Below are 13,596 nucleotides of genomic sequence, written 5' to 3' on the forward strand. Positions count from 1 at the left end.
CCCGGGTTCACTCCTTTTTTAGATACTTCTCCAAGGTTCTCCGTACGGCGCCCGGGCCTTCCAGCATTTCATGGAACAGGCCCTCGATCTTCTCGCCCAGTCCAACTTCATACAGCCGCACGCCAAAGAGGCGTTCCTCCTCCAAAATACCGCGCACCGCAGACGTCTTGGCGCCCAGCGTCGTCCCGCTTAAATGCTTCTGCAGCATCTCCAGCAGCGGGTCCGGACTGATCCGCATTGGCTTGCCTTCATCGTCCACCCCCAGCAAATACCGGCACCAGGCGGCAATCGCCAGCGGAATGCCCGTCAGCTCAGCCGGATTCAGGTCTTTGCGGTCCCGGTAAGACTTGATCGTCTCCCCGAAGCGGATGCCAACCTTCTGCGAGGTGTCGGCAGCGATCCGCTGCGGCGTATCCGGAATAAACGGGTTAGGGAAGCGTTCCTGCAGCACCGTATCCAGAAACGCTCTCGGATTCAGGATGCCCGGGTCTACGACGACCGGCAGCCCTTCGTCATAACCGATCTTTTCCACCAAGCGGCGCAGCGTATCATCCTTCATTTCGTCCGCTATCAAGCTGTAACCCAGCAGACAGCCAGTGACGGCCAGCGCGGTATGCAGCGGATTGAGGCAGGTGGTCACCTTCATCGTCTCGACCTTGATCACCGTATCCCGGTCTGTGAAGATGACGCCGGCTTCTTCAAGCGGAGGGCGCCCGCCCGCAAACTTGTCTTCTATCACCAGATATCCGCTGCTCTCGGCATTCACGAAAGGGGCGTTAAACGAACGACCGCCGCCTCCGATCATATCCATACCCGCGATCCCCAGCTGCTCCAGCTGATGCTTAATCTTCTCCGAAGGGCGCGGCGTGATTTTATCGATCATCGTCAGCGGGAACGCTACCCGGCTTTCATCCTCCAGATAGGTGAGAAAATTCGGCTCGACCCACCCTTTTTCAGCCCATTCCTTTGCAATCGCTACGATACTGCTCATCAGCTTATCCCCGTTATGGGAGCAGTTATCCAGGCTGACGAACGTCAGCGGATACGCTCCTGCCAGATAACGACGGTAGGCAAGCGAAGCTATTTTGCTCATCAAATGTTCCGGCCGCTCCGGCCCGTTAGCCATATCTTTGCGAACGCTGTCCAAATATTCGCCGTCCGCGCCCGTCAGAGAATAACCTTTCTCCGTAATCGTGAAGCTGACCATTTGCAGACCCGGATGTTCAAAAATCTCCGCCAGCCGCCGGTCGTCCTGCTCCCGCTGCGGATCAGCCCCGAGCACTTCGGCAATGCTGGCAACCACTTTCTTCTGGAAATCGCCGTTAGCGTTCATCTGCACCAGCAGGGTCAGCTGGTCATGCGGTTTATAGAGCTTGTCGATGCTCTCCATATCATGGGGAACAACGGATATGATGCCCGTTTCCGCTTTGCCAGTGTCCAGCAGCTTCTGCTGGCAGTTCGCCACAAAAGCCCGAAAAATCTGACCCAAGCCAAAATGAATCCACTGCGGATTCTCTTCCGTGTTCCTCACCATCTGCCCGATGTCAAACTGGGGAAGCTCCACGCCCACGGACTGCCAGCCTGATTCATCAGCAAGGCCGCTCAAAGATAAGTGAAGCATTTAATTCACCTTCCCTGCGTTTTCCAGACTGTCCCAGACGCCGAGCAGGTACATAACGCCCAGCGCTCGGTCGTACAGACCATAACCCGGGCGGCAGTTGGCCTCTTCTCCCCACAAATGACGGCCGTGATCCGGACGGACATAACCGGTGTATCCGTTTTCATAAAGAGCCTTAACAACCTCCGGCATATCCACGCTGCCATCGCGGCCGCGGTGGGACACCTCAATGAAATCGCCGTTCTCGAACACTTTCACATTCCGGATATGCGCAAAATGAATCCGATCCGCAAATTCACGAATCATCGCCGGCAGATCATTGTCCGGATTGGTTCCCAGTGAACCCGTACAGAACGTAAGGCCATTATAAGGACTATCCACCGCGTCCAGCAATCGGCGGATCGTATCCCGGCTGCGGATAATACGCGGCAGTCCAAAGATCGGCCAAGCCGGATCATCCGGATGGATCGCCATTTTAATATCGACTTCTTCGCAGACCGGGATGATCCGCTCCAGGAAATATTGCAGATTCTCGAAGAGACGCTCCTCGGTCACATCCGCATAAGACGCAAACAATTCATCGAGCTTTTCCAGCCGTTCCGGCTCCCAGCCCGGCATAGTGAACTTGCCTGCGCCCTGCAGGATCCGGTCAACCATTTCACTCGGGTTGTCGGTAATGGCAGCCTTTTCATAGAACAGCGCGTTTGAGCCGTCCGGCAGCTGCTTATACAGCTCGGTCCGCGTCCAGTCGAACACCGGCATAAAATTGTAACAGATCACCTTAACGCCTACCCGGGCCAGCTTGCGGATCGTATCGATATAAATGTCAATATAATGATCACGGCTCGGCCTTCCGATTTTGATATCGTCATGCACATTTACGCTCTCCACCACAGCCGTGCCGAAGCCTTTACTTGTAATCTGATCGGTGGCTGCTTGAATCCGCTCCATCTCCCAAACCTCTCCGGCCACTTTATCGTGCAGGGACCAGACGATGCCCCTTACACCCGGTATTTGCCGGATATGATCCAGGGTAATATTATCATTCCCTTCGCCGTACCATCTCCACGTCATCTTCATTGGCCATACCCTCCCAATTGCTCAAAAGTCTTGTATACAAGATTTCTCCTGAATCATAAAATACAAAAAGAATGCTGTCAATAGACCTATACAAACACCTTAATAAAACTCAAAAAAACATGAAAAGTGCTCAAATTTCTACTATTTATGCTGCCAAAGATTTCTTTTATTCTTAGCAGGTTTATTGTATATTCGTTGTATACTAGTTTAAAATCCGATCCCCATAGGAGCTCATATGTCCACCAAAAATGAAATCAAAAACGAAATCATGAACGCGCTCAAACAAGAAATTATCACTTTAAAGCTGAAGCCCGGAAGTATTCTGAGCGAAACCGCATTGTCCGAACGTTATCAAATCTCCAGAACGCCGCTTCGTGATGTCCTGAAGCAGCTCAGCCTGGAATCCTATATAGACGTTTATCCCAAAAAAGGAAATATGGTTTCCTTTATTGACCTGGAGTCGGTGGAGCAGATGATTTTTCTGAGAAGTGTCCTGGAGAAAGAGATTATGAACCATCTAAGTACCACTCACCTGCCGCTCGCAGGCGTTCATGAATTGAAAGAGATTCTGAACCGGCAGCAGGCGGCCATTCAACAGGACGATGCTGCGGAAAAATTCCTTCACCTGGATGACGCTTTCCACCACGCCCTGTTCCGGCTGGCCGGCCGTGAGTTTCTGTGGAATCTCATCCAGCAGTTTAACGTGCATTATGCCAGGTACCGCAGGCTGCACATGCTCAAGAAGGAGAAGCTGGAGGACATACACGCTGAGCATCAGCAGATGCTTGATTATCTGATTCATCAGGAAACGGACCGGCTTGACGAATTGATCCAGCATCATTTGCGAGAGGACATTAACTCCCGTTATCTGCAGGAGAATTTCTCGGACTATATTAAGGCTTGACTGAAGCAAGCAACAAATAAAAGGTCATAAACTCTATCTGAAGAGAGAAAGTTTATGACCTTTGCTGACTTGCATCTGCTAGTTCCCCTAATGGCGCTTAAAGCTCATTCTGATCCAGCAGTTCACTGGCTTTCAGAGCAGGCGTTGGCGTCAAGAGTTCTCCGTTAAACGGCTTAATCGCTTCACCTTGGGACACTTTCTCGGGCCAATTAGGATTGGCTAAGGCAATTTTGGCCAGTGCTGCCAAGTCCCCGCCTTGATTCAGGGCTTGTTCTACCTCTTCGGCCGTGCTAAGACCTCCGTTCACGATTACGGTCGTATTGCCATATTTGCGGGCCAACTCCGCCAGGGTGTACGGGTTATCCTCGAATGCAGGAGCCAGCGAATTGTATTCATAAACGTGAAGATAATCCACCCCGGCATGTCCCAAGCTTTCAAAGATCACTTTGGCATCCGCTTCTCCATTTGGCCACTTATAAAGATAATTGTTCATTTTGGCCTGTGAAATTCTTATACCAACGGTAAAATTAGAGCCGGTCCGGGACTTTACGGCTTCTATTGTTTCTATCAGGAAACGAAGTCGATTCTCCAGACTGCCGCCGTATTCATCCGTTCGCTGATTCGTATAGGGCGTCAAAAACTGATCATGTAAAAAACCATTGGCGCAATGGATCTCAACGCCGTCAAACCCGGCTCGCTGTGCCCTTTCTGCCGCGGATTCAAAACCGGAGATGATTTCTTTGATCTCCGCCTGGCTTAGTGCTTTTGCCTCCGGATAAGCCCCTCCGGGACCATATAGGGCAATTCGATTACCTTCCGGCTGATAAGCGGACGGACCAACCGTCCCTTCCCGGTGTGCATTTCCTTGCGAAAGAGCACCAGCATGTGCGAGCTGCGCGATGATTTTACTGCCGAATTGATGGACGGCGTCCGTCACCTTTTTCCAGGAAAGAAGCTGTTCCTCGTTGGTTAAACCCGGCTGGTTCAGCGAGCCTTGGCTGTAATTATCGTCTGTATAAACAGATTCCGTAATCAGCAGACCAAAGCCTCCCTTCGCAAAACTTGCGTAATAACGGGCCATTTCTTCAGTTGCCAGTCCATCTGGTGTTGCAGAGACTCTTGTCATTGGCGCCAGAACCACCCGGTTCTTTAAATGAAGTTCGCCCAAACGGTAATCCGTTAATACTTGTTGATTTGCAGCCATCTTTCCCCACTCCTTTGAAGTTATAAAGCTTGATTTATTGACTACTCGGTCAAGAAAAAAACAAAAAAATAATTACCCTTTAAAATCGTTATGAATAGACTTAGACAATCATCAAGAAAACTCAATTCTTGACCACGTGGTCAAGAAAAGAGGCAAAAAAATGGCTTACCACAAACTTTAGTTATGTACTAAGCCAAAAGCTGTATTCAAAACGGATTCGATCCGTTCGGCAGGAGCTCCCGTCTTCTCAAGGATACGAACGCCGCGCAAGGTGTTCGCTAAATGTTCGGCTAATGCCTGGCTTGTAAAGCGTGTCGTAATTTCGTTAAGTTCCTGCCCTTTGCGAATAACCTCCTCAAGCATCATTTGAACATCGCCAAACATCTTCTCAACCTCATCCGTCACTTCCTGATCACTGATGCCGAACTCCAGCGCAGTATTCACCATCAGACAACCCCGGTGACTGCCCTCATTGGACGAACAAAGCGACTTGGACTTAATGCTCTCCAGGATTTCGGTCGGCGTCCCTTCTCCGCTTGCCAGTGCTTCCAGCATTTCTTGGTTTTGAGCCCGGTACAATGCTAAAGCTCTCAGGAATAAAGTGCGTTTATCCTTAAAAACCCCGTACAAGCTTTGTTTCTTAACCTTTGTTTTGTTCGTGAGATCTTCAAAGGAAGTTGCCTTATAACCTTTATCCCAGAAAACCTCCATCGACTGATTCAGCGCTTGATCCACATCGAATTCTCTTGGTCTACTCATGAGTCCATCATAAAGGATTTTGACTCCTTGGTCAATAACATAGATAACCTTGCCCGTTCTTCGCAAAACTGTTTGAGCCAAAGGGTTACAGGTTATAAACATTAGCGAAACTGCAATCCACACATCATAAGGAGGAACTCGTATGTTTTATCACATCAAAGAACTCCAATTTCGGGCGAAGCCAGAGAAACCCGATCCGGTCTATGCCAGAAAGCTGCAGGAAGTGCTGGGCGGGCAATATGGTGAAATGTCCGTAATGATGCAGTATCTGTTTCAGGGCTTTAACTGCCGGGCTGAGCAAAAATACCGCGATATGCTGCTGGATATCGGCACCGAAGAGATCGGCCATGTCGAAATGCTGAGCACCATGATTGCCCAGCTGCTGGACGGCGCTCCCGCCGATCAGGCGGAGGAAGCGGCTAAAGATCCAATCATTGCCGCAGCGCTCGGCGGGATGAATCCGCAGCATGCGATCGTAACCGGATTAGGCGCAGCCCCAACCGATAGCAACGGTTACCCGTGGAACAGCAAATATATCGTTTCAAGCGGCAATCTGCTGGCCGACTTCCGCGCCAATCTGAACGCCGAATCTCAAGGGCTTTTGCAGGTGGTTCGTTTATATGAGCAGACGACGGACCCTGGAATCCGCGACATGTTGTCCTTTATGATTGCCCGCGACATCATGCATCAGAATCAATGGCTGGCCGCGATTGAGGAAATCGAACAGCTGGATGGTCCTATCGTTCCGGCTTCCTTCCCTCGAGAACGTACGGTGGAAGAAGCTACGCGGCAGTTCATGAATTTCTCGGAAGGCGAAGAAAGCCGTCAGGGACGCTGGGCCAGCGGACCTTTGCCGGATGGTACAGGGAACTTTGAATATGTGGCCAAACCTCAGCCAGAAGGCCAGATCCCGATTCTCGGTCCAGCTCCGGACCACCAACACAACGCCCCTGGCGTCAAACCTTATCTATCCAATCCCGGAAAATAATGAGTCACTTTAACAATAAAGAGAGACGCCGCTATGGGCGTCTCTCTTCTTAGTTGTTCATCTCTATCTTATCATTCCTTATATTCTATTCGTTAAGCGCCGTCTTCAAAGCCTCCAGATTCTGACGCATAAGACCGATATAGTCTAAACCGTCAGCTTGATCTTCGGCGGTCAAACCTTCAATCGGATTCAGAACGGCCGATTTCGCTCCGATCTCCTTGGAGATCGTATCCGCCACACTGGAAGACACCAAAGTCTCAAAGAAAATCGTCTTCACATTATGTTCTTTGGCGAAGTCTACGATTTCCGCCATTTTGGCAGCGGACGGCTCCTGTTCCGGAGACAATCCGGCGATCGGCACTTGAGTCAGGCCGTATTCCTTGGCGAGATAACCAAAGGCGGCATGCTGGGTGATGAAATCCTTCCGTTTGACGTCTTTCAGACCGTCTTTAAAGTCCTGATCGAGCTGCTGCAATTGAGCCACATAAGCGTCTGCATTAGCTTTATAGGTATCGGCATGATCCGGATCTACCTGAGCCAATCCCTGCTCAATGTTCTGTACTTCCTGGATGGCAAGTGCCGGAGACAGCCAGACGTGCGGGTCCAGTCCGCCATGGTCATGGTCATGACCTTCCTCATGTCCTTCTTCTTCCTCTTCCTCTACAAAGCCGTCCATGATATCAAGACCTTTGCTGGCTTCAATCGTTGTCAAATGTCCGCCTGTCGCACTGGAAGTTACCTGATCCACCCAGCCTTCCAGACCTGCGCCGTTATAGATCAATACATCGGCATCCGTTATTTCCGCCAAGTCTTTGGCTGTCGGCTCCCAATCATGAGGTTCGACATCCGGCGGAACCAGACTCTCCACATCGGCGAGATCTCCGGCAACGTGGCGGGTAAATTCAAACATCGGATAGAAACTTGTCTTGATTTGAAGCTTCTCGGCTGAAGTGGAAGCCGACGTTTCCGGCTGACCGGATGCGGAAGGTGTACCTTCTTGGTTAGCAGACTGGTTACTGTTATTCGAGCTGCAACCTGCTGCCAGCAGCACCACGGACAGCGATAAAGCAGCAAGCACGTGTTTCGGTGATTTCATAAATCGATTACCCCTTTTTAATCTTTGATTTTACTGATTTTTGCCATAGGCTAGAAACCCTTGTCCTCCGGAGTCGGTTTCCAACTTTATGTACCCTGTAAGCGTAAATATTACGATTAACCCTTCACATATTATCGTAATATTTACGATTTGTAAACCCTAGAGTTCGAAATTCAAAGAGTTTGCTTTCAAATAGTTTGAAAGATTTAATAAGAAACCCTTCAGCATTTGGGCAGCGGATCGGCCAGCCGGGTCCAGTCCCCTTTCAATTCCTCCGGCGTTAACAGCGTTTGATCAAGACTGTGAATGATCTCCTCCCGGTTCATATCCACGCCGATAAAGACCAGCTTGGTGACGCGGTCCCCGTATTGCGGGTCCCAGTCCGGAGAACGATCCTCTTCCCTGATCCCGTAAAGCTCCTTCTCCTCCTGGGTAAGAGCGGACATCCACAGTCCTGCGCTTGACAACTGTTTGGAGCTGCCCGCCTGGCTAAAGGAAACGGCCGTCCGGTTGCGTGTCGCCAGCCACAGCAAACCTTTGCAGCGCACGACCTCCTGCGGCCAGCGGGACACCCATTTCATGAAACGCTCCGGATGAAACGGAATTTTCCGTTTATAGACAAAGGAATGAATGCCATATTCTTCGGTTTCCGGCGTATGCTCTTCCTTCATCAGCTCTCTGATCCAGCCAGCGGATTGACTGGCTTTCTCAAAATCAAACAAACCGGTATCCATGATCTCCTTAGGGTCGATTCGTCCATAAACCGTCTTAATGATCTTCGCCCCCGGCTGAATGCCGCGTAGCACCTGTTCCAGATGCTCTAGATCTGCTTCCTCCAGCAGATCGCATTTATTGATCACCAGCACATCGCAGAACTCCACCTGTTCAATCAGCAGATTTACAATCCGGCGGTCATCCTCTTCTCCGGCTTCCTGTCCCCGGTCCTGGAGGGTTTCGCGAGAGTTATAGTCTTTGAGGAATTCCGGCGCATTGACGACTGTCACCATCGTATCCAAACGTGTCAAGCCGGTGAGATCTATGCCGTTCTCCTCATCCACATAGCTGAAGGTCTGGGCAACCGGTACCGGTTCGCCGATCCCCGTTGATTCGATCAGGATGTAATCGTATTTCTCCTCAACGGCAAGCCGCTCTACCTCTTTGAGCAGATCCTCCCGCAAAGTGCAGCAAATGCAGCCGTTGGACATTTCAACCAGCTTTTCGTCAATACGCGATACCCCTCCGCCTTCGCGGACCAGATCGGCATCTATATTGATTTCACTCATGTCATTCACAATGACTGCGACCTTCCAGCCCTCGCGGTTGTTCAGCACATGATTCAGTATAGTCGTTTTTCCCGATCCTAAATATCCGCTTAATACGGTAACCGGAATTTTTTTGGTCATTCTCTTTAACCTCTTTTCTTATTCGTAATAATTACGATTAGTTTAGATTGTACTGGCCTTATCGTTCTGAGTCAATAAATAATCTGAAAAAAGCACTTTACAAGTCCGTCTGCGTATATTAAATTATTAGCCAAATAAGTTTACTCAAGGAAACTTATTTGTTCTTGTTTAATATTTTGTCCCACGGGTAACATTAGCTCCGCTGGACAGCTGCCGGCCCGCGGAAGATGTTGTCCAATCCAGATTGACAAAGGAGAATGAGCATGTCCATCCCTGCTGTATCCGTAACAGACCTGTTTGTGTCCTATCACGGCAAACCGGCATTAGACAACATCTCTTTCACAATTAACCCCGGCACAAGGGTCGGCATTATCGGTCCCAATGGGGCCGGCAAGTCTACGCTGCTGAAATCGATACTGGGGCTGATTCCCAAAGACCACGGCGAGGTACGCCTGCTGGGCCAACCCGTTAAAGAAGTCCGAACCCGGGTTGCGTATGTCGCCCAGCGCAGTGAAATTGATTTTACCTTTCCGATCACGGTTCTGGATACCGTGCTGCTCGGTACTTACCCGGGGTTAAGCTGGCTGCGTCGTGCGCGCCGGTCTCATAAGGAATGGGCCTTCGAGTGCCTGACGAAGGTCGGCATGGCAGATTTCGCCCGAAGGCAGATCGGCGAGCTGTCCGGCGGACAGCAGCAGCGAGTTTTTCTAGCCCGGGCTCTAGCGCAGAAAGCGGAAATTTTCTGCCTCGATGAGCCGTTTGTCGGGATTGACGCCTCCAGTGAAGAAGCGATCATTGAGCTGCTGCAGGAACAGCAGCAAAGCGGCAAAACCATTCTGATCGTTCATCATGACCTCAGCAAGACAGAGGAATATTTTGATGAGCTGGTGCTGCTGAACGCCGGTTTGATTGCGGCCGGTCCCGTTCAGGAGGTATTCCAGCCCGAAATGATGATGAAGGCTTATGCGGCTCAGCTTTCTTTTTTCAAACGAAAGGAGTGAATTTGTAATGAAGTTCATTTATGCGCTGCTGGAGTACCCTTTCCTGCAAAACGCGCTCATCACTTCTGTGATGGTGGGTATCATTTGCGGCGTCATCGGCTGTTTTATCATTCTAAGAGGCATGGCGCTTATGGGAGATGCGATCTCGCATGCGGTGCTTCCGGGCGTGGCCTTGTCCTACATGCTGGGGATCAACTTTTTGATCGGTGCTGTTGTAACCGGGGTGCTGACCGCGCTGGGGATCGGGTATGTCAGCCAGAGCAGCAGGATTAAAAATGATTCCGCTATCGGCATCGTCTTCACCGCTTTTTTTGCGCTTGGGATTATTCTGATTACTTACGCCCAAAGCTCCAGCGATCTCTATCATATCCTATTTGGCAACGTCCTGGCTGTCCGGGCTGCCGATATGCAGATCACCTTCATCATTGGCCTGCTTATTCTGCTGCTTGTTTATTTGTTCTACAAAGAGCTGCTGGTCAGCTCCTTCGATCCGACCATGGCCAAAGCTTATGGACTGCCCAACCGCCTGATCCATTATTTTCTCATGACGCTGCTTACGCTTGTAACGGTCGTTTCGCTGCAGACTGTCGGCATCATTCTGGTTGTTGCCATGCTGATTACCCCGGCTTCAACGGCTTATCTCCTGACCAACAGGCTGTCGGTCATGATTCTGTTATCCTCTGGGCTTGGGGCCGTGGCCGCAGCAGCCGGCCTGTTCTTCAGTTACCACTACAACTTGGCTTCAGGAGCAGCGATTGTGCTGGCTTCGGCTGTCATGTTTACGCTGGCTTTGGCCTTCTCCCCCAAACAAGGCATACTGTGGCGGCTGCTCTTAAGCCGCAAGCGCAAAGCCAATCTGCCCGCCTGACCGCTCATGATCCATCTAATCTATTTGAATAAATGGAGGGAATGCCGATGCTGGTAAAACATAAAATGAATCCGGAAATCAGGAGATCAACCAGACTCTATGCAGCCCTTTGTTTGGCTACGCTTGTCTGTTTGCTAATGACGGGATGCTCCCCGCAATCCAGCGGTCAAAGCAGCGAACCAAACGCTAAGTCCCAAAAAGACAAACCTGTTGTATTGACGACCAACTCTATTTTATATGATATCGTGCACCAAGTCGGCGGTGACCATATCCAGCTCTATTCGATCGTGCCAGTTGGCACCGATCCCCATGAATACGACCCGCTGCCGGCAGACATCCAGCATGCAAGCGATGCGGCGCTTATTTTCTACAACGGCTTAAATCTCGAGACCGGCAACGGCTGGTTCAGCAAAATGCTGGAGACCGCCGGCAAATCTTTAGAGGATGACAGCGTAGTCGCTTTAAGCGAAGGCGTTAAACCTTTCTACTTAACCTCGGCTGGCAAAGAATCCGAACAGGACCCCCATGCCTGGCTTGATCTGGCCAACGGGATCCAATATACCCAAAATGCCCGGGATGCGTTAATCCACATGGACCCGGACAATAAATCGGGATATGAATCGAAAGCCAATAATTATATAGCTGAACTCGCGCAGCTTCACGAAGAAGCGATCAACCGGTTTGCCGACATTCCGCAGGAAAGGCGAGTTCTGGTCACCAGTGAAGGAGCTTTTAAATACTTCTCCGCGGCTTACGGACTCGAGGCTCAGTATATCTGGGAGATCAACACCGAGAACCAGGGAACTCCGGATCAAATGCAGCGGATTGTAGACATCATTAAAGACAAGAAGGTTCCGGTCTTATTTGTTGAAACAAGCGTGAATCCTCGCAGTATGGAAAGTTTGTCCGAAGCTACCGGAGTCCCGGTCAAAGCCAAGCTGTTCACGGATTCTACGGGCAAACCGGGCGAAGACGGCGACAGCTATCTGAAAATGATGCAGTGGAATTTGGATCAGATTTACAGCGGGTTGGCTCCTTCCATATCCCGCTTGAGGATCGAGTGACGGAAGGAAAGATTAAACCCTATTTTAGAGAAAAGACGCTCCTGAGGGAGCGTTTTTCTCGCAGCGCATAATATTCCCCCCTTTGATCCAACTTAAGTAAAAATACCAAACCAAGAAACGGATGAATCGATCATGACCACGCCCATGCTCTCGGATCTTGATCAGTTTCTGCACAACTGCAGCCGCTCCAGCGATTTCTTAACCGTCCCATTATCCTTCCTTCCTTCCGGCTTTAAATTTCTGTATTACAAAACGCTGATCGACGGGGATAAACTGACCAAACTTCTGGAGGGTCTTCAGGAAGCCGCTCGGGACCAAGCCATTGAAACGCTGAAGCAGTTAGTGAATAGTCTCCCCAGCGACGAGATTGAACTCACAAAGGATAGCGCCCGAATTCAAGAGGCTCTACTGAAAGGTTATTTGCTTATCCGCCAGGAGAAGGAGCCCCACTACGCTCTTGTGCCGATCCCCACCAAAAAAGGCATGCGCACCAATAACGAAACGGATATCGAATTCAGCGTAATCGGTCCCAAGGTGGGGTTCGTAGAAGATCTGGAGACCAACCTCCACCTGATCCGTGCCCAGCTATGCACGCCTGATCTGATTGTGAAAGAACTTACCATCGGCAGTGTTTCGAAATCCAAGGTAGTGATGATGTATATGGAGGGCGTAGCCAATTCCGAGAATGTGGCGAAGATGTCGAAACGGCTCTCATCCATTGATTTTGACATCGTGTTTGACACCTCCCAGCTGGACCAGCTCATTTCGGATAATTCCTTTACCCCGTTCCCGCTGTTTACGACGACTGAACGAAGAGACCGGGTGGTATACGCCCTTTCCCAGGGACAGGTAGCGGTGATCAGCGAGGGGTCGCCCTATTTCATCACAGGCCCTTCATCATTGTTTGATTTTTTCATTTCTCCAGAGGATTATTATATGCCCTGGCTGCTAGGCTCTTTTTTTCGGGTAATTCGTATTTTCGGCGTGATTTTCTCACTGTTTGCCACTGCCCTCTATGTGGCTTTCACGACCTATCATTATGAGGTTATCCCGAAGGAACTGTTAAACCGGATTATCTATTCAAGACAAAGCGTCCCCTTTCCGCCAGTGATCGAGGTCCTTTTCCTTGAAGCCACTGTTGAATTTTTGCGTGAGGCAGGAGCACGGCTCCCCAGCCGAATCGGCCAGACGCTTGGCATTGTCGGCGGGGTTGTTCTGGGGCAGGCTGCCGTAGAGGCCGCCTTTACCAGCAATATTTTAATTATCATCGTATCTCTGTCAGCTTTGACTTCTTTTGTGACGCCTATTTACAAAATGTCTAATGCCATCCGCTTTCTGCGGTTTCCGATCATTATCCTGGCCTCGCTGTGGGGGAGTCTGGGGATTGTTATCTGCCTGATATTCCTGCTGATTCATTTGTCCAGGCTTCGTTCTCTGGGCTACCCGTATACGGTTCCGCTCTTTCCGCTTCGCGTCAAGGATTTGAGGGATAGCTTCATCCGATCCTCTTACGCCCAAATTAATAAGCGGCAAAGCTATTTGAAGCCCGTTTCCAGTCAGCGTTATCAAGTCCCTAGACGAAAGCCAACGACCGACTTCGATGAGGAGTGA

The 13,596-nt window shown here is 50.3% G+C and carries 12 protein-coding genes; 6 read left to right on the forward strand and 6 right to left on the reverse strand.

From position 1 onward, the window contains the following. Positions 1–7: 7 nt before the first annotated feature. Both AWM70_RS08145 and uxuA read right to left on the reverse strand, forming a co-directional pair. Positions 8–1,621, reverse strand: a complete 1,614-nt coding sequence (locus AWM70_RS08145) for a mannitol dehydrogenase family protein (RefSeq protein ID WP_068695354.1) — start codon at positions 1,619–1,621, stop codon at positions 8–10. Then, positions 1,622–2,698, reverse strand: coding sequence for a mannonate dehydratase (uxuA, locus tag AWM70_RS08150; protein ID WP_068695356.1), 1,077 nt, complete (start codon positions 2,696–2,698; stop codon positions 1,622–1,624). It lies immediately after the preceding gene. 235 nt (positions 2,699–2,933) lie between these two features. Here uxuA and AWM70_RS08155 point away from each other — a divergent pair, with 235 nt between their 5' ends. After that, entirely contained in the window at positions 2,934–3,602 is a 669-nt protein-coding gene (locus tag AWM70_RS08155; RefSeq protein ID WP_068695358.1) for a GntR family transcriptional regulator, read from the forward strand. A gap of 97 nt (positions 3,603–3,699) precedes the next feature. On the opposite strand, the gene AWM70_RS08160 is transcribed toward AWM70_RS08155, so the two are convergent. Together AWM70_RS08160 and AWM70_RS08165 are read right to left on the reverse strand one after the other, a co-directional pair. Continuing rightward, the gene (locus AWM70_RS08160; RefSeq protein ID WP_068695360.1) at positions 3,700–4,806 is read right to left on the reverse strand and encodes an NADH:flavin oxidoreductase; all 1,107 of its coding nucleotides are present in this window, start codon (positions 4,804–4,806) and stop codon (positions 3,700–3,702) included. 177 nt (positions 4,807–4,983) lie between these two features. Continuing rightward, positions 4,984–5,565 (reverse strand): TetR/AcrR family transcriptional regulator, encoded by a 582-nt coding sequence (locus AWM70_RS08165; protein ID WP_068695362.1) that lies wholly within the window; start codon positions 5,563–5,565, stop codon positions 4,984–4,986. Positions 5,566–5,707: 142 nt separating this feature from the next. Between AWM70_RS08165 and AWM70_RS08170 the strand changes: the two genes are divergently transcribed. Further along, entirely contained in the window at positions 5,708–6,553 is an 846-nt protein-coding gene (locus tag AWM70_RS08170; RefSeq protein WP_068695364.1) for a manganese catalase, read from the forward strand. A gap of 85 nt (positions 6,554–6,638) precedes the next feature. On the opposite strand, the gene AWM70_RS08175 is transcribed toward AWM70_RS08170, so the two are convergent. Next, entirely contained in the window at positions 6,639–7,649 is a 1,011-nt protein-coding gene (locus AWM70_RS08175) for a metal ABC transporter substrate-binding protein (protein ID WP_068695366.1), read from the reverse strand. Positions 7,650–7,870: 221 nt separating this feature from the next. Then, on the reverse strand, positions 7,871–9,052 hold the full coding sequence (locus AWM70_RS08180) for a GTP-binding protein (RefSeq protein WP_068695368.1): 1,182 nt from the start codon (positions 9,050–9,052) through the stop codon (positions 7,871–7,873). A 257-nt stretch (positions 9,053–9,309) separates the two neighbouring features. Between AWM70_RS08180 and AWM70_RS08185 the strand changes: the two genes are divergently transcribed. The 4 genes from AWM70_RS08185 to AWM70_RS08200 all read left to right on the forward strand — a co-directional run bounded on the left by AWM70_RS08185 (position 9,310) and on the right by AWM70_RS08200 (position 13,596). Then, positions 9,310–10,053: a metal ABC transporter ATP-binding protein gene (locus AWM70_RS08185; RefSeq protein WP_418303203.1), complete on the forward strand. Its 744-nt coding sequence runs from the start codon at positions 9,310–9,312 to the stop codon at positions 10,051–10,053. 7 nt (positions 10,054–10,060) lie between these two features. Continuing rightward, the gene (locus tag AWM70_RS08190; RefSeq protein ID WP_068695372.1) at positions 10,061–10,921 is read left to right on the forward strand and encodes a metal ABC transporter permease; all 861 of its coding nucleotides are present in this window, start codon (positions 10,061–10,063) and stop codon (positions 10,919–10,921) included. 137 nt (positions 10,922–11,058) lie between these two features. Beyond that, positions 11,059–11,985, forward strand: coding sequence for a metal ABC transporter substrate-binding protein (locus AWM70_RS08195; protein WP_237167906.1), 927 nt, complete (start codon positions 11,059–11,061; stop codon positions 11,983–11,985). 132 nt (positions 11,986–12,117) lie between these two features. Beyond that, entirely contained in the window at positions 12,118–13,596 is a 1,479-nt protein-coding gene (locus AWM70_RS08200; RefSeq protein ID WP_068695374.1) for a spore germination protein, read from the forward strand.

Origin of the sequence: Paenibacillus yonginensis (assembly GCF_001685395.1) — a bacterium.
Taxonomy (GTDB): Bacteria; Bacillota; Bacilli; order Paenibacillales; family Paenibacillaceae; genus Fontibacillus; species Fontibacillus yonginensis.

Excerpts from the sequence above, each read along its gene's own strand:
- AWM70_RS08145 (WP_068695354.1), bottom strand. The coding sequence starts at position 1,621 with ATGCTTCACTTATCTTTGAGCGGCCTTGCTGATGAATCAGGCTGGCAG.
- uxuA (WP_068695356.1), bottom strand. The coding sequence starts at position 2,698 with ATGAAGATGACGTGGAGATGGTACGGCGAAGGGAATGATAATATTACC.
- AWM70_RS08155 (WP_068695358.1), top strand. The coding sequence starts at position 2,934 with ATGTCCACCAAAAATGAAATCAAAAACGAAATCATGAACGCGCTCAAA.
- AWM70_RS08160 (WP_068695360.1), bottom strand. The coding sequence starts at position 4,806 with ATGGCTGCAAATCAACAAGTATTAACGGATTACCGTTTGGGCGAACTT.
- AWM70_RS08165 (WP_068695362.1), bottom strand. The coding sequence starts at position 5,565 with ATGAGTAGACCAAGAGAATTCGATGTGGATCAAGCGCTGAATCAGTCG.
- AWM70_RS08170 (WP_068695364.1), top strand. The coding sequence starts at position 5,708 with ATGTTTTATCACATCAAAGAACTCCAATTTCGGGCGAAGCCAGAGAAA.
- AWM70_RS08175 (WP_068695366.1), bottom strand. The coding sequence starts at position 7,649 with ATGAAATCACCGAAACACGTGCTTGCTGCTTTATCGCTGTCCGTGGTG.
- AWM70_RS08180 (WP_068695368.1), bottom strand. The coding sequence starts at position 9,052 with ATGACCAAAAAAATTCCGGTTACCGTATTAAGCGGATATTTAGGATCG.
- AWM70_RS08185 (WP_418303203.1), top strand. The coding sequence starts at position 9,310 with ATGAGCATGTCCATCCCTGCTGTATCCGTAACAGACCTGTTTGTGTCC.
- AWM70_RS08190 (WP_068695372.1), top strand. The coding sequence starts at position 10,061 with ATGAAGTTCATTTATGCGCTGCTGGAGTACCCTTTCCTGCAAAACGCG.
- AWM70_RS08195 (WP_237167906.1), top strand. The coding sequence starts at position 11,059 with ATGACGGGATGCTCCCCGCAATCCAGCGGTCAAAGCAGCGAACCAAAC.
- AWM70_RS08200 (WP_068695374.1), top strand. The coding sequence starts at position 12,118 with ATGACCACGCCCATGCTCTCGGATCTTGATCAGTTTCTGCACAACTGC.